The sequence below is a fragment of the Chloroflexus aurantiacus J-10-fl genome (assembly GCF_000018865.1).
Classification (GTDB): Bacteria; Chloroflexota; Chloroflexia; order Chloroflexales; family Chloroflexaceae; genus Chloroflexus; species Chloroflexus aurantiacus.
Window position 1 is genome coordinate 4104055 of the sequence record NC_010175.1, and the last position, 15169, is coordinate 4119223.

The 15169-nt window shown below is 56.3% G+C and carries 12 protein-coding genes; 11 read left to right on the forward strand and 1 reads right to left on the reverse strand.

All coding sequences use genetic code 11. The annotated features are described in order from the left end of the window. Positions 1-187: 187 nt before the first annotated feature. The 11 genes from CAUR_RS16080 to CAUR_RS16130 all read left to right on the forward strand — a co-directional run bounded on the left by CAUR_RS16080 (position 188) and on the right by CAUR_RS16130 (position 14203). Positions 188-1405: an MFS transporter gene (locus tag CAUR_RS16080; protein ID WP_012258908.1), complete on the forward strand. Its 1218-nt coding sequence runs from the start codon at positions 188-190 to the stop codon at positions 1403-1405. A gap of 87 nt (positions 1406-1492) precedes the next feature. Beyond that, positions 1493-4351 carry a PAS domain-containing hybrid sensor histidine kinase/response regulator gene (locus CAUR_RS16085; RefSeq protein WP_012258909.1) on the forward strand — a complete coding sequence of 953 codons (2859 nt, stop codon included), beginning with the start codon at positions 1493-1495 and terminating at the stop codon, positions 4349-4351. 39 nt (positions 4352-4390) lie between these two features. Further along, positions 4391-5329, forward strand: a complete 939-nt coding sequence (locus tag CAUR_RS16090) for a diguanylate cyclase (protein WP_242604945.1) — start codon at positions 4391-4393, stop codon at positions 5327-5329. Between the two features lie 61 nt (positions 5330-5390). Beyond that, entirely contained in the window at positions 5391-6314 is a 924-nt protein-coding gene (locus tag CAUR_RS16095) for an ABC transporter ATP-binding protein (protein WP_012258911.1), read from the forward strand. Beyond that, positions 6292-7128 (forward strand): ABC transporter permease, encoded by an 837-nt coding sequence (locus tag CAUR_RS16100; RefSeq protein ID WP_012258912.1) that lies wholly within the window; start codon positions 6292-6294, stop codon positions 7126-7128. The genes CAUR_RS16095 and CAUR_RS16100 overlap by 23 nt, the downstream gene beginning before the upstream one ends. A 190-nt stretch (positions 7129-7318) precedes the next feature. After that, positions 7319-9142 carry a translation elongation factor 4 gene (lepA, locus tag CAUR_RS16105; protein WP_012258913.1) on the forward strand — a complete coding sequence of 608 codons (1824 nt, stop codon included), beginning with the start codon at positions 7319-7321 and terminating at the stop codon, positions 9140-9142. A gap of 115 nt (positions 9143-9257) precedes the next feature. Continuing rightward, positions 9258-10166: a peptidylprolyl isomerase gene (locus CAUR_RS16110; protein WP_012258914.1), complete on the forward strand. Its 909-nt coding sequence runs from the start codon at positions 9258-9260 to the stop codon at positions 10164-10166. Further along, the gene (mazG, locus tag CAUR_RS16115; RefSeq protein ID WP_012258915.1) at positions 10163-11359 is read left to right on the forward strand and encodes a nucleoside triphosphate pyrophosphohydrolase; all 1197 of its coding nucleotides are present in this window, start codon (positions 10163-10165) and stop codon (positions 11357-11359) included. The genes CAUR_RS16110 and mazG overlap by 4 nt, the downstream gene beginning before the upstream one ends. A 1-nt stretch (position 11360) precedes the next feature. Then, the gene (locus CAUR_RS16120; RefSeq protein WP_015909342.1) at positions 11361-11573 is read left to right on the forward strand and encodes a DUF951 domain-containing protein; all 213 of its coding nucleotides are present in this window, start codon (positions 11361-11363) and stop codon (positions 11571-11573) included. A gap of 432 nt (positions 11574-12005) precedes the next feature. Further along, complete coding sequence (locus tag CAUR_RS16125; RefSeq protein WP_242604946.1) at positions 12006-13337, forward strand: NfeD family protein; 1332 nt, start codon at positions 12006-12008, stop codon at positions 13335-13337. Between the two features lie 53 nt (positions 13338-13390). Continuing rightward, entirely contained in the window at positions 13391-14203 is an 813-nt protein-coding gene (locus CAUR_RS16130; protein WP_012258918.1) for a slipin family protein, read from the forward strand. A 35-nt stretch (positions 14204-14238) separates the two neighbouring features. Here the strand turns inward: CAUR_RS16130 and CAUR_RS16135 are convergent, their stop codons facing one another. Next, positions 14239-15132, reverse strand: coding sequence for a DMT family transporter (locus tag CAUR_RS16135; protein ID WP_012258919.1), 894 nt, complete (start codon positions 15130-15132; stop codon positions 14239-14241). Between the last annotated feature and the right edge of the window lie 37 nt (positions 15133-15169).

Here is a 15169-nt window from a genome sequence, read left to right on the forward strand (position 1 = left end):
AACCCTCCCTTGGATTCATTGCTTCACTCGCCTGGCGCTGTCTATGCAGGGAGTGAACATCGGTGTCAGGGTTGAGCGCTGTGGGGGATGTACAGAAGTCAGTATAGCACTCGCAATTGTTGCGAGCGGTAAGATCGGGTCATTCTTTGCTAACTGTGCATTGTCGTTGTATTCACGGAGTGAACAGATGACAACCATTCCATTTCGTCAAGCAGGGTTTGTGGTAACGGTGCTGGCAGTGTCAGTGCTGCTGGCGAAAGGGACGTGGTTTTCCGCTTCAGCCGTCATTCCGGCATTGACTGCCGAATGGGCCTTGAACGACACAGTTCGGGCATGGCTCACGATGTCGGTGCAGTTGGGTTTTGCCTGTGGCGCGTTTATCTCGGCAGTGCTGGGATTGGCGGATCGCTGGCCGACCCACTGGTTTTTTGCCGGTTCAGCCTTGCTGGCGGCGTTGTGTACGGCGTTGATTGCGTGGTGGGCCAATGGCCCTCTACTGGCGTTACCACTGCGTTTTTTGACGGGCATGGCACTGGCTGGAGTGTATCCGGTTGGGATGAAAATCATGGCGACATGGACGCAACGGGGGCGTGGGCTGGCAATCGGGGTGTTGGTCGGAGCACTGACTGTCGGTTCGGCCTCGCCGCATCTGCTGAATGTTATGGGTGGGATTGATGACTGGCGGCGGACGTTGTTGATGGCTGCCGGTCTGGCAGTTGTGGGTGGGCTGATCGTTGCGCTTATGGTACGCGAAGGGCCACTACGCACAGCGGCACCGCGTTTCAGTTGGTCGCAGGTGGTGGACGTGGCACGTGAACGACCGGTGTTGCTGGCGAATCTGGGGTATCTGGGCCATATGTGGGAGCTGTACGCGGCGTGGGCATGGTTGCCGCTTTTCCTGCTGGCCAGCTTCGAGGAGCGCGGTATCGCGGCGTCGTGGGCGGGCCTGGTGGCTTTTGCCGCGATTGCAATGGGTGGGCTGGGGAGTGTGCTGGCCGGGCTGCTTGCCGACCGGATCGGGCGAACGACCATCACGATAGCAGCAATGGCGGTGAGTGGCAGTTGCGCACTCGCGATAGGCTTTACCTTTGGCGGAGAACCATGGGTGGTTGCTGTACTGGCGATGGTATGGGGATTAACGATTGTTGCCGACTCGGCCCAATTCTCGGCAGCGGTAAGCGAACTCTCACCGCCGGGCCGTACCGGTACGGCGCTGACGTTGCAGACCAGTCTGGGGTTTCTGCTCACCCTGATCACCATCTGGCTCATCCCACCACTGGTCAATCTGGTTGGCTGGCGGTGGGCCTTTGCCGGGCTGGCAGTTGGCCCGGCAATCGGGATTTGGGCGATGGCGACGCTGCGGCGTTCGCCGGCAGCGGCACGGCTGGCGGGTGGACGTGGATAAGAGCGGAAAGGGCATGCAGCCGATTGGATTCTGTCATACAATGACATAATGCAATAATAACTCTTAGCCAATCGGGTGGAGTGGCGCATGTCCGTTGACCTCCTTACCTTATCCATTGCGCTTAATCTTGCTAACCTTCTGCAAAGTGCCGCGCTTACCGGGCTGGCGCTGGCAAACCGAGACAGGGTTGGGCCAGTCTGGTGGGCTGCCGGTATGGGAGTGCTGGCAGCAGGTCTGATCCTGACCACGTTACGTGATGTAGCCCTACTAGCGCTGGAACTACACGCGATCAGCAATGCGTTGGTGGGGATCGGCATGCTCTTGCTTCACTACGGCGTGTGCCGCTTCTTCGGTGATAGTGGCGGTCGGCGATGGTTCTGGCTGGCCGGTGGCCTGATCGTTGCCGCCAATCTGATGCTGGTGTTCACCGGTGATGCACCACCGCTCCGTCGCATCCTGTTTTCAGTTGTGGTTGCTCTGGTCTCCATGCTGATTGCCCAGCGTTTACTACGCGAGTTACGAACTGATACAAGGCCGGTCGTGCTGTTTCTGGCGATAGTCTTTCTCGTTAACAGCACCTTTTTCGCATTGCGTGCAGTTGCCTCGGTAGCAGAATCAGACTGGTTAACAGTTTCACCGCCATGGCAAACTGCCACCTATCTGGTTGCGATAGCAACGACCACATTATGGACATTCGGTCTGATTTTGCTGGTCAATCAGGAACTGGTCAACAGGCAGCATGAAGCTGTCCAGCAACTTGAGCAGATTTTTGCCGCGCAACCCGATGCCGTGCTCTTGTCGCGGTTGACAGATGGTGTGTTCGTGAAGGTCAATCACGGCTTCACGACGATTAGTGGCTACAGCGCGGACGAGGCAATCGGCAAAGATGCGCTCACGCTCAACCTCTGGCGTTCACCAGAGGATCGTCGGCGATGGGCTGAGATCATGCGTCGTGAGGGTGCCTGTAGCGGCATGGAATTTGATTTTCGTCGTCGTGACGGTACCTTTCGCACCTGCATCCTTTCATCGCAAGTGGTAATGATCAGAGGTGTACCACACGCGATTAGCATTGTCCATGACATCAGCGAACGAAAGCGGATGGAAGAGGCATTGCGGCGTAGTGATGCCCGGTACCGTCTGATTGCCGAGAACACAACCGATGTGATCTGGCTGTACGATCCATTCAAATCGCAGTTCACCTTTTTCAGCCCATCGATAGAAAAACTGATCGGCTATTCGGCAGCCGAAGCGCTTGATCTGCCATTGTCAGCTTTTCTGAAGCCAGATTCGATACAGCATGTCAAGACAGCGCTCGATTACATGCTTCACGAGTGGGAAGGAGAACTAACGAACGCGCCACCATGGACAGCCGAGATCGATCTAATTCATCGTGATGGACAGATCGTACAGGCCGAAATCGTCACCTCGTTTGTGCGCGATGAAGAAGGTCAATTGATGGTACTGGGTGTAGCGCGCGATATTACTGCACGCAAGCAGACCGAGATAGAGTTGCGCCTGGCTCGCCAGCAGGCCGAGGCGGCCAATCGAGCTAAGAGTGCGTTTCTGGCGAATGTCAGTCATGAGTTACGGACTCCGCTCCACGCCGTGCTTGGTTTTGCCCAGTTGATGAGCCGTGATGATAATTTAACGGCGACTCAGCATGAGTATCTGGCAATTATCAATCGGAACAGCGAGCACCTCTTACATCTGATCAATGAAGTGCTTGATCTGGCGAAGATTGAATCCGGGCGCTACACCTACACACCAAATCCGCTCGACGTTCGACGATTACTGGCCGATCTGCAAGCGTTGTTTGGGCCACAAGCAGAAGCGAAACAATTACAACTTATCGTCACCTGTGAAGAACAAGTTCCGCCGATGATTGTGAGCGACGAAGCCAAGATTCGCCATATTTTGATCAATTTACTGGGAAATGCGATCAAGTTTACTCATGGTGGCAGTGTTCGTCTGCGAGCTGATACCGATAAACAACAGATGTACTTTATTGTAGAAGATACCGGTGTTGGCATTTCGCCCCTTGAGCAACCGTACCTCTTTCGGCCATTCTTTCAAGGAAAACAGACTGCCAATGCGTCTTCAGATACTGGGGTTGGTTTGGGGTTGAGTATCAGTTATGAGTTTGCCCGTTTGATCGGCGGTGATCTCTCGGTGTACAGTGCGGGCGAGGGGCAGGGTGCTCGATTTACGCTCACATTGCCATTGCGTACCCCCGTCACCTCATCATTTGTATTGCCGGCAGAGCCGGTCAAGCGCGCTATTCAGGTACGTGCCGATCAGCCGGTCTACCGCATGCTGGTGGCCGATGATCAACCAACCCATGCCTTACTGCTGATTTCGTTGTTGCGACGATTGGGCTTTGCGGTTCAATCGGTCACTGATGGTGAGCAGGCGCTGGCCGTCTGGCGTGAGTGGCAACCACATATGATCTGGCTTGACCTGCGGATGCCGCAGATGGATGGATTGACGGTGGCGCGGCAGATTCGCGCAATCTGTGCGACTGAACCAGGATTATTGCAGCCGGTGATTATTGCGCTGTCAGCCCATGTGCTGGGTGACACGGCAGCGAGTGTACTGGCTGCCGGTTGCGATGAATTTCTGGCGAAACCGTTTCCTGAGCACGAGGTGGTTCGACTGATCGAACAACATCTGAATGTGCAATTTGAGTATGCCAGTGTAGTGATACGTGAGGTGCCGGAAACAGCAATTCACGATCAGGGGTATCACCCGGCGTGGTGTCAGGCGTTGCGTCAGGCTGTCCAGGTTGCGCATTTTCAGCGGTTGCAGGAATTAGTGGGAATGATTGAGGATCAACGTCCTGATGATGCGCGGCAGCTCCGCAACTGGATCGAGACGTTCGATTACGAGGCAGTGCGACAGTGGCTTGACCGGTTGGTTTCTTCTCAAACGGTGGATCGTGTTGTATAGTATATGCAGGTTAAAAATGCATATACTATTTTTTTATCCATGACCACAAATCGTTCACCTGTCATTCTCGTCGTTGATGACACTCCGGCGAATCTGCTGTTGCTCACCCAGCTTCTGAGTGCGCAGTCTTACGATGTGCGCCCGGTCACTCAGGGGACAGCGGCCTTAACGGCAATCCGCACCATTCGCCCCGATCTCGTCTTGCTTGATATTCGGATGCCGGATATGGATGGTTACGAGGTTTGCCAGCAACTGAAAGCGGATGAGGAAACAGCGCAGATACCGGTGATCTTCATTAGCGCACTGGATGACGTTGAAGATAAAGTACGGGCATTTGAGTGTGGCGGGGTGGATTATATTGCAAAGCCGTTTCAACCTCTCGAAGTACTGGCACGGGTGCGCACCCACCTGGCGCTGGCCCAGGCGCGCAAAGCTCTCGAAGCTGCCAATCGCGAACTCCAACGAGCATTGGCCCGTGAAGCTGAGCTGGCCCGGATGGATTGGCTGACCGGCGTGTATAATCGGAGCCATTTCTACGAGCTGGCCCGCCACGAGTTTGCGATTGCTACCCGTTATGAACGACCACTGACGATGTGTATGCTCGATGTTGATCACTTTAAGCAGATTAATGATCGCTATGGTCATCTGGTTGGTGATCAGGTCTTACGGGCGGTTGCTCAAACTGTCGCGCACCAGATACGCACTGCCGATAGCATCGGTCGTTTTGGGGGAGAGGAATTCATTCTGTTGTTGCCGAACACGAATCTCCCTTCTGCACTTACGCTGGCCGAACGCTTGCGGGTAACGATTGCCGATTTACAGGTTCACACCGATAGGGGCATTGTCACAGCAACGATCAGTGTCGGCGTGGCTGAACGCCAGTCAACTGATACCACGATTGAGCGTTTAATTGATCGCGCCGATCGGGCATTGTACGCTGCGAAACGGCAAGGGCGTAACTGTGTGGTCGGGGTGTAAGAGTCTGCTCCCACTCCTCTTATCCTTCCTCACCGAGGTGCTGAAAACAAGGAGAACGCGCATGACAATGCCGGTCATTGAACTCCACGACCTTACGGTCTACTATGGGCGGCGGCGTGGTATTGAAGGGCTTGATCTGGCAGTTGAGGCGGGTGAGGTGTTCGGCTTTCTTGGCCCGAATGGGGCCGGCAAGACGACCACCCTGCGGGTGCTCCTCGATCTGATCAGGCCGGTACGCGGTCGGGCGCTTATCTTTGGTCAGGATTGCCGGCGGCACGGGCCGGCCATTCGCCGGCAGGTGGGGTATCTCCCTGGCGAGCTGAATCTGCCACCCCAGCAGACTGCTCGTCAGTATCTGGCAATGCTCGATGCAGTGCGTGGCCGGGTCGTTGAGCCGGCCTATCTGAAACAACTGTGTGATCAACTCGAATTAGATCTGGATCGTCCGCTGCGTACCTATTCGCGTGGAAATAAACAGAAAGTGGGCCTGATTGCCGCTTTTATGTTCCGTCCACGCTTGCTGATCCTCGATGAACCAACTGGTGGGCTTGATCCGCTGGCGCAGCAGGCAGTGATCGAGCTGGTACGGGCCGCACGGAGTGAGGGACGCACCGTCTTCTTTTCTTCGCATGTGTTACCTGAAGTCCAGGCAGTGTGTGACCGGGTAGGGATTATTCGTGAGGGTCGACTGGTGACGGTAGAGCGCATCGACACGCTGCTGCAACGGCAACAGGTGCATCGCATGCGGCTGCGCTTTGCCCATCAATTGCCACCTACCGTGTTTTCCTTGCCCGGTGTCACGATACTGGCGCACAGCGGCAACGACATCATGCTTGAAGTACGATCAGGGTTGGCGGATGTGCTACGGATCGCCGCCGAGCAAGCAGTGATCGAACTGGAGACGATCCCGCTTACGCTGGAAGAGGTCTTTCTGGCCTACTACGGTGGACAAGGAGAAAACCATGCTCAGCCTGTTTTGGCATGAATTGCGTATGCGGCGTATGCTGTTGATCGGCTGGGGCAGTGGCCTGCTGGTCTTTTTCAGTGTCTACCTGGCGTTTTATCCAGCTTTGCCCGCTGAAATGCGTAACCTCGATTTGCAGGCGATTGAACTGTACCGGGCATTTGGTAATCTCAGCATGGCTACCTTTGAGGGGTATATTGGCTCGACCATCTTCCACTTTTTTAGTGTCCTGATCGGAGTGTTAGCCATTGTCACCGGCACCGGTGTGCTGGCAGGTGAAGAAGATGCCGGTACGCTCGAATTGCAAATGGCGCTGCCGCTGACACGCTGGCAACTGGTGACGGCGAAGGTGTTGGAACTGGCAGCCATTGCGCTGGTTGTGTTGACGATGGCTGGCATCGCTGCCGCGCTGGTCTTTCTGGCGATTCGCTCTCAGCTCACCACTAATCTCGATGCCGGCGACCTCTTTCGTGCGGTCATCGCGCACTGGCCATTGGTTTTTCTCTTCCAAATGATTAGTTTGTGGTTGGGCACGGTGACCCCCTCGCGACGGGTGGCGCTGGCGCTGGCAGCGGTTGTGCTGGTGGTGAGTTTTCTTGGCTACAACCTGGTCGGTATGTCGCCTGATCTGGAGTGGTTGCAGCCATTGTCGCCATTTCACTATCGCCCTTCAACGCCTGACGCCCTAGACGGTGGGCCGGCAGCGAGTGATCTGCTGGTATTGAGTGGTGCAGCGCTGGTGTTCTATTTGCTGGCAATCGTGAGCTTTGAGCAGCGTGATGTTACGGTTGGAGCCTGGCTTTGGACGAGGCTGGTGAGACGGCGGGTGGTATGAGGTTGCATTGATCGGCAGGACGGCGTCGCTATGCCGGGCTAGAGAGGATCAAGATTGTCGGCTCAATCCTTGTCGCTCACCTTGAGAAAGTTAGGTGTGTCGCCATACCCAACAGCGAGGCCGTGTCTATGGTATACTGCATAGCAGAAACGAAGGGATATTTGCGGTATTGCCGCCGATTGAAGTACACATGTCAGATCAACTGCACATCCGTAATTTCAGCATCATCGCTCACGTCGATCACGGCAAAACAACGCTGAGTGATCGCTTACTTGAAGCAACGCGCACGATCAGCGAGCGTGAACAGCGCGAGCAACTGCTCGACTCGCTCGATCTGGAACGCGAAAAAGGGATCACGATCAAGTTAAAGCCGGTGCGCATGGAGTATCGCGCAGCCGATGGTCAGCTTTACCAGCTTAACCTGATCGATACGCCCGGTCACGTGGATTTTAGCTACGAAGTCAACCGCTCGCTGGCAGCGTGCGAAGGGGCGTTGCTGGTTGTTGATGCCTCGCAGGGGATTGAGGCGCAGACCCTCGCCAATACCTATCTGGCGCTGGAAAATGATCTGGTGATTATTCCGGTCGTCAACAAGATCGACCTGCCCGGTGCGCATCCCGAAGAGGTGGCGCAGGAGATTGAGACGGTGATTGGTATTCCCGCCGAGGATGCGATCATGGCTTCGGCGAAGGAAGGAATCGGGATTGCCGAGATTCTGGAGGCGATTGTCCGCCGTATTCCACCGCCACGTGGTCAACGCCAGCAGCCGGCACGGGCGCTCATCTTTGACTCGCACTACGATCCGTACAAAGGTGTCATTGCCTATGTTCGGGTTGTTGATGGTGCCTTCACCAGTCGTGATCGGGTGCGCTTTATGGGCACCGGTGCCCAGGCCGAAACCCTCGAACTCGGCATCTTCCGCCCGGCCATGACTCCGCTGAATGAACTGGTTGCCGGTGAAGTGGGCTATATTGCCACCGGCTTGAAGAGCGTGGCCGACTGTCAGGTGGGTGATACGATCACTCTGGCCGACGCCCCGGCTGCCGAGCCGCTACCCGGTTATCGCCCGGCCAAACCGATGGTCTTCGCCGGTCTCTATCCCATCGACTCGAATGCCTATCCTGAGTTGCGTGAAGCGCTCGAACGTCTGAAACTGAACGATGCGGCGCTCTCGTTTCAGCCGGAAAGCTCGGCGGCGCTGGGATTTGGGTTCCGCTGCGGATTTCTCGGCCTTTTGCACATGGAGATTGTGCGTGAACGGCTTGAACGCGAGTATAAGCTCGATCTGCTGATCACCGCACCCTCGGTCGAATACCAGGTTTTGCTCTCTGATGGCGAGATTGTGACCGTCGCCAATCCATCGGAGATGCCCGATCAGTCGCGGGTTGAAGCGATTGAGGAGCCGGTGGTCGAGATTAGTGTGATCGCACCGGTGCGCTATATCGGGACGATTATGGAGCTGGTGACGACCCGACGCGGGACGTTCATCAGTATGGATTATCTTGACCCGACACGGGTGCTCTTGAAATATCGGATGCCTCTGGCCGAGATCGTGATCGATTTCTACGATCAACTGAAGAGCCGCACGCAAGGTTACGCCTCACTCGATTATCATCTGGCCGGCTATCAGGAAGCTGACCTGGTGAAGCTGGATATTCTGGTCAACGGGCAACCGGTTGATGCCCTCTCGCTGATTGTGCATCGCGATTTTGCCTACCAGCGTGGTCGTGATCTGGTGGAACGGCTACGGCAGTTGATCCCGCGCCAGATGTTCGAGGTGCCGATCCAGGCCGCGATTGGCTCGAAGGTGATTGCCCGCGAGACGATCCGCGCCTTGCGCAAGGATGTGCTGGCGAAGTGTTACGGTGGTGACGTCACGCGCAAACGGAAGCTGCTCGAAAAGCAGAAAGAGGGCAAGAAGCGCATGAAGATGGTGGGGAGTGTGGAGATTCCCCAGGAAGCCTTCATGGCGATCCTGTCACTCAATGAAACGGGTAGCGAGCGTGAGCGGTAGGGTTGTGAGGATGAACGAGGCGAATGTCTATTCGCCTCGTATTTTTGCGAAGGAAGCTGCCTGAGCGGTTCTCTAGCTGGTAAGCATGTGTGCTGTGTAAGGGGAGAAGCCGTCGATGCGTCGTCTGCTATGGTTGTTTGCGCTTCTGGTGCTGGCCGGGTGTCAGAGTGCCGTTCAGGGTCAGCAGTGGGAAACGGTCGATTCACCGGTCGCATTCCGGCTGGGTACACAAGTCTTCACCGTTGCCGATGTCAATGCTGAGATCAAGCGGGCGATTGGTGATGGGGTAGCGAATGCACTGGCCAGTGGTCAGACACGTGAGCAGGTCGAACAGATTGTGGTCGAGAATGATCTGCGTCGCCAGATTTTCGAGCAGATGATCCAGAATGAGCTGCTGTTGCAATATGCACGCCAGCATGGGATCGGGATTGATCCGGCAGCACTCGATGCTGAAATTGCCGCCCGCCTGCCGGCTGACGCCGACCCGGCGGAGGTGCAGGATTTGCGCAACGTGCTGGCGCGTGAGCAGATCGTCTTTGCAGTGATTGCCCGCAACACACGCGCCGATATGGCGCGGGCACGCCATATTCTGGTTGCCGATGAGGCTACAGCGCAGGCAACGCTGGCCGAATTGCAGGCCGGTGCCGATTTTGCAACGCTGGCTGCCCAACGTTCGCAGGATACCGGGTCGGCGGCCAATGGCGGTGATCTGGGATGGACGCCACGTGGTGAGTTTGTGCCCCAGTTTGAAGAGGCGATCTTCTCACTACCGCTCAATACACCGCAAATTGTGCAAACCGATTTTGGTTTTCATATTGTTGAGGTGTTGGAGCGTGAGAGTCAGCGTCCATTTTCATCTTTCGACGATCTGCGCACACGGCGCAACGCCAGCCAGTTTTATCAAGAGACATTTGTGCCCTGGTACGAGGAGCTACGCCGGCAAGCCGAACTGAGTGGTGAGTTGCAGATTGCTGCCGGTTTTGATCCCAATACGTTGCCGATACCCTTCCCGGAAACACCATGAATAATGCCTTCTCTACCCTACTGGACGTGGCGATAGCACGTGGGTTGATCGATCCGGTATCAATGCAGGTTTTCGCTATCGATTCGGTGTTACAATCGCCACCGTTGCCTGCTGCGCAGAAGGTATTGCCCTGGGTAGAAGAACAGAAATTGGGCAGGTATCAACCGCCGCGCCTGCCCTATCCGCTGGCGCGCCATACCCCGGCATTGATCTGGGGATCGGCTGCGTCCTTTAACGTTGGTCTGTTAGCAGCAGTGCTTGGTGAGCGTTATCCCGATCACCATCCGTTGACGATCATTACCTTACCGGGTGATACTGTGCATTCCTGCCAGTTGCGTGATCTGCCAACGGTGAGCCTGTCCGATGCGCAAATGGTTGCACTCGTGGTTCCGGCTCTACCGCTGGCCGATGATCGACGTGGTTTTGAGCGTCTGCAATGGGTCGTCAGTCGTTTGCTCGGCCCTGATGGCTGTCCGTGGGATGTGCGTCAGACCCATCAAAGCCTGCGGCAACACCTCATCGCCGAGGTCTACGAAGCGGTTGAGGCGCTGGATACCGGTAATATGACGGAACTCTGTGAAGAGTTGGGGGATGTGCTCTTGCAGGTCTTTGTGCATAGCGAGATGGCACGGCAGGTGGGCACGTTCACCATTGAAGATGTCATTCAGACGGTGGCCGATAAGCTGGTATTCCGTCATCCGCACGTCTTTGCTACAACTGAGGTTGATGGTCCTGAACAGGTATTGCGCAACTGGTATCAGCTCAAAGCGCAAGAGCAGGCGGCGAAGGGCAAGGTGCGCAACAGTGCGCTTGATGGTGTGCCGGCGGCGCTGCCGGCGCTGATGATGGCGCAGGAATTTTCCCGCAAAGCCATCCGTGTAGGGTTCACGTGGCACGATCTCGATCAGGTGTGGGCCAAAGTCACCGAAGAGTTGCATGAATTGCGCACTGCCGCTGATCCGGCGGCGCAACAGGCCGAATTAGGCGATCTGCTCTTTGCGCTGGCAACGCTGGCGCACTGGTTAAAGCTGGATGCCGAGATAGCTTTGCGCGATGCAGCTATGCGCTACAAACAACGCTTTCAGTTCGTTGAGCAGATGGCTGCGCAAAGCGGGCGTGCATTGCAGGATTGTTCACTGGCTGAAATGATGGCCTGGTGGGCAGAAGCCAAAACCCTGGGCAACGGATGGTGAGATGAAACCCATGCCGCTTGCGCTTAACGATGTCGTGCAGTTACGGAAGCCACACGCCTGTGGTGGTGATACCTGGCGGATCGTGCGGCTGGGTGCCGACATCGGTCTGCGCTGTGAAACGTGTGGTCGGCGCGTGTTGTTGCCACGCTCAGAGGTCGAACGTCGGATCAAGCGGTTTGTGGTGCGGAGCGAAGATGCGCAGGGTGCTGAGTAGGTGACGGATTGTCGCCGTGTGTGGGCATATTTCGCCTGTACTTCGCGTGGTATCATTTCAAATCTGCCGTCATATAAGGTCATAGCGTGCTCGATAGTGGGGTAGGCTGACAGCCTGCCCCACCAGGGTCACGTACCGGCTCAGGTACGTGTTGGGACTCGCACCTGCCATACGTGCGGTAGATGCGGAAGCGTGGCTGCCGCACTCCAAAGATGCGTCACGGGCAATCCAGCCTGAAAGCGGAAACGCTGTCCTATCTGCGGTCTCTGACAACGTCCATACCAGCCCTTAGTACTATCCTTGCTTGCCGGTTAGCGATAGTCACGGTATGATGGCAGTATCGCGTTTAGATCAGGTTTGTACGTCTATATGAGATACTGTTTCAGACAAGGCCGTTTACACCTTGATGGCAACACCACTGATCGAGGATTGGTGACCTGGATATACCGGTTAATGCTCGTTGGGCTGCTATGGATGCTGTTGGCAACCGGTGTGGCAGCTCAATCGGTACAACCGATTTATTTCGTCGAGTACGATGGCGTGCTGAGTAGCTATGCTGCCGGGTATCTTCGCCGTGCGCTGCGTGAGGCGGAGGCGGCGAATGCCCAGGCGCTGATTGTCCAGCTTACGCCACGTGGTGCGGTTATGCAAGAGGCACGCACGCTGGCGGGAGAGATTGCCGAAGCGAAGGTGCCGGTTGTTGTGTTTATCAGTCCAGCCGGTCACGATGCCGGTGCTGCCGGAACGTGGTTACTGGCGGCGGCGCATGTTGCGGCAATGGCTCCAGAGAGCCAGTTTGGGATTGCGGCACCGTTGTTCGTCCCTGCAATGGGGGTGAGCGAAACGACCCAGGAACTTTTGCTTAACGAGCAATTACAGCAGTTTGAAGAATGGGGTGCAGCCCGTCAACGGGATGTGAGTTGGGCTGATGTTGCCTTACGCAGTGGATTTATTGCAACCGCAGCGCAGGCTATCGAGGGTTCACCGCCGATCATCGACATTGTTGCGCGTGATGTAGACGAGCTTCTGCTGCGGCTGGAAGGACGTGTCATTACCCTCGCTGATGGCTCTCAGGTCACACTGGCAACGCTTGGGGGACGGCCACGGGTCGTTGAAGTGAATCTTATCGAGGCAGTTTTGCTGGTTCTGGCCAACCCGACCGTTGTCTTTATCCTGTTGATTATGGCCGGGCTGGCTTTTTATGCAGAGTTTCTCAGTCCAACTGTTGGTATTCTGGCCGGTTTAGGTGTGATCTTGCTGGCCGGCGCGATTGTGGGCATGATTGCCTTGCCGGTGCAGTGGCTCAGTGTGTTGGGTATTCTTATCGCCTTTGGTCTGGTAGCGGCGGATCTCTTTGTGCCATCGCATGGTACGTTGACAGTCATTGGGGTGGGCATTATGATCGCCAGCTCATTAACGCTCTTCGATCAAGTACAGGCACCTGGGGTTACGGTAGCCTTGTGGGCGGTCATTCTGGTGGCAGTGTTGATTGCAATCTTTGCGATTAGTGGGGTCTGGCTGGCGTTACGTTCCCGGAACCGTCCGGTCACGACCGGTCAAGAGGGTCTGATCGGTCGGTTAGCTGAGGTGCGCAAACGGCTCGATCCAGAGGGTATGGTCTTCGTGGAAGGTGCGCTCTGGCGGGCGGTATGCGAAAATGGAACTGCTGAGGAAGGTGAATTTGTGCGCGTCACCGGTATCTATGCTCTGCGGTTGACGGTGCGGCGGATTGATACCGGCGAATCTTCGCCGCCACAATTGTGAGTGTGGCGTGTCATGACTCTTATCACAAGCTTGGGATAGAAAGGAGCAGGACTATGGGAAGTGCAACGTTCTTTGTACTGGCCTGTCTGGCGGTACTTGCCTTTATTGCCCTGATGATTCTGTTGTCGGCAATCAAAATTGTGCCTGAATATGAGCGTGGGGTGATCTTCCGTCTGGGTCGGTTGATGGGGCCGCGAGGGCCGGGTATCTTCTTTGTGATTCCGGTGTTCGAGCGGATGGTACGGGTAGATATGCGGGTGATCACGATGGACGTGCCGGTTCAGGAGGTGATTACACTTGACAACGTCACGATTAAGGTGAATGCGGTGCTCTATTTCCAGGTGATCAATCCGAACTGGGCAGTGACAAAGGTGATGGACTATATCCGGGCGACAATGCAAATCGCGCAGACGACGCTCCGCAGTGTTGTTGGTCAGGTCGAGCTTGACGAATTGCTGGCGCAACGCGAGAAGATTAATCAGAAGTTGCAGCAGATTATTGACGAGCAGACCGAGCCGTGGGGGATTAAGGTGACGATTGTGGAGGTGAAGGACGTGGAGCTGCCGCAGAACATGCAGCGGGCGATGGCGCGTCAGGCCGAAGCCGAGCGTGAGAAGCGGGCCAAGCTGATCCACGCCGATGGTGAGTTGCAGGCGTCGCGTACACTTGCGGAGGCAGCGCGAGTGCTGGCCAGTGAACCGACGACGTTGCAGTTGCGCTATTTGCAGACGTTGACCGAGATCGCTACCGAGAAGAACAGTACGATTATCTTCCCGCTGCCGATTGATATGCTCAAGACCTTCCTGGCGTCAAACAACGGGGCTACCAGTGATGAGCGGCGGATTGTCCGGAGTGAAGAGGCATAACCGTACAGGGGATAGGGGCGAAGCGTACTTCGCCCCTATTTGCGCGCAATGATGGCGATGCTGGCAATGAGAAGGATGGCTCCGACAATGCCGGTAGCGGTAAAGCGTTCGCCGAGGAGGAGAATCGCCAGCAGCGCCGAGCCAAGTGGTTCGAGGAGCGTAATGGTGGCCGCAGTGGTCGCGCGCACACTGCGCATGCCGCGCACGTACAGTGCATACGCGATGGCCGTAGGTACGATGCTGAGGTAGATCAGCACCAGCCAGCCCTGCACGGGATAATCAACCACCAGGCCGGTGGAGAGTGCTGCCGGCAGCAGCAGGATGGCACCCAGCGTGAAGGATAGGGCAACCGGCACAACTGGATGGTAATCGGCGGCAATCAGGCGTGCGCCAAGCACGACTAGACTGTACGAGAAGCCGGCAGTGAGGGCCAGCGCCGTCCCGATCAGCAGATCGACAGTGGATTCCACCTGGGGCGCACCACCAACCAGGAGACCGGCACCGACTACGGCACCGCCAATTGCCAGCCAGGTCGCAGGTCGTAGTCGCTCGCCGAGGAACGCACGCGCCAGGAGCGCGGTAAAGATCGGCGCGCTACAGATGTTAATCAGCACAGCCGCTGCCACGCCGAGGTAGGGAATGGCGGCAAAATAGGCGACCTGATAGCCGGCAAAGGCACCACCGATCAACCCCAGTGTCCAGCGATGGCGCGGTTGAATGCGGAATGCCTGTTGTCCGGCCAGGAGGCGGGCGGTTATCAGGAGCACTGGTGCCGAGAGGAGCAATCGTAAAAAGCCAATTGAGAGGGAATTGGTTTCCGTTAAGCGGTAGAGCCAGCCAACCGCGACCCCAATAGTTCCCCAGCTAAGTGCAGCGATCACGACCATTGCTACATCGAGCGGACGTTGTGCTTCATCGAGGCGTTGCATAACAGTCACAGGTACATACTAGCCCCCGTGCAATCGT

What these genes read in the sequence shown, in the direction of transcription:
- CAUR_RS16080 (WP_012258908.1), top strand. Translation starts at nt 188, where the DNA reads ATGACAACCATTCCATTTCGTCAAGCAGGGTTTGTGGTAACGGTGCTG.
- CAUR_RS16085 (WP_012258909.1), top strand. Translation starts at nt 1,493, where the DNA reads ATGTCCGTTGACCTCCTTACCTTATCCATTGCGCTTAATCTTGCTAAC.
- CAUR_RS16090 (WP_242604945.1), top strand. Translation starts at nt 4,391, where the DNA reads ATGACCACAAATCGTTCACCTGTCATTCTCGTCGTTGATGACACTCCG.
- CAUR_RS16095 (WP_012258911.1), top strand. Translation starts at nt 5,391, where the DNA reads ATGACAATGCCGGTCATTGAACTCCACGACCTTACGGTCTACTATGGG.
- CAUR_RS16100 (WP_012258912.1), top strand. Translation starts at nt 6,292, where the DNA reads ATGCTCAGCCTGTTTTGGCATGAATTGCGTATGCGGCGTATGCTGTTG.
- lepA (WP_012258913.1), top strand. Translation starts at nt 7,319, where the DNA reads ATGTCAGATCAACTGCACATCCGTAATTTCAGCATCATCGCTCACGTC.
- CAUR_RS16110 (WP_012258914.1), top strand. Translation starts at nt 9,258, where the DNA reads ATGCGTCGTCTGCTATGGTTGTTTGCGCTTCTGGTGCTGGCCGGGTGT.
- mazG (WP_012258915.1), top strand. Translation starts at nt 10,163, where the DNA reads ATGAATAATGCCTTCTCTACCCTACTGGACGTGGCGATAGCACGTGGG.
- CAUR_RS16120 (WP_015909342.1), top strand. Translation starts at nt 11,361, where the DNA reads ATGAAACCCATGCCGCTTGCGCTTAACGATGTCGTGCAGTTACGGAAG.
- CAUR_RS16130 (WP_012258918.1), top strand. Translation starts at nt 13,391, where the DNA reads ATGGGAAGTGCAACGTTCTTTGTACTGGCCTGTCTGGCGGTACTTGCC.
- CAUR_RS16135 (WP_012258919.1), bottom strand. Translation starts at nt 15,132, where the DNA reads ATGCAACGCCTCGATGAAGCACAACGTCCGCTCGATGTAGCAATGGTC.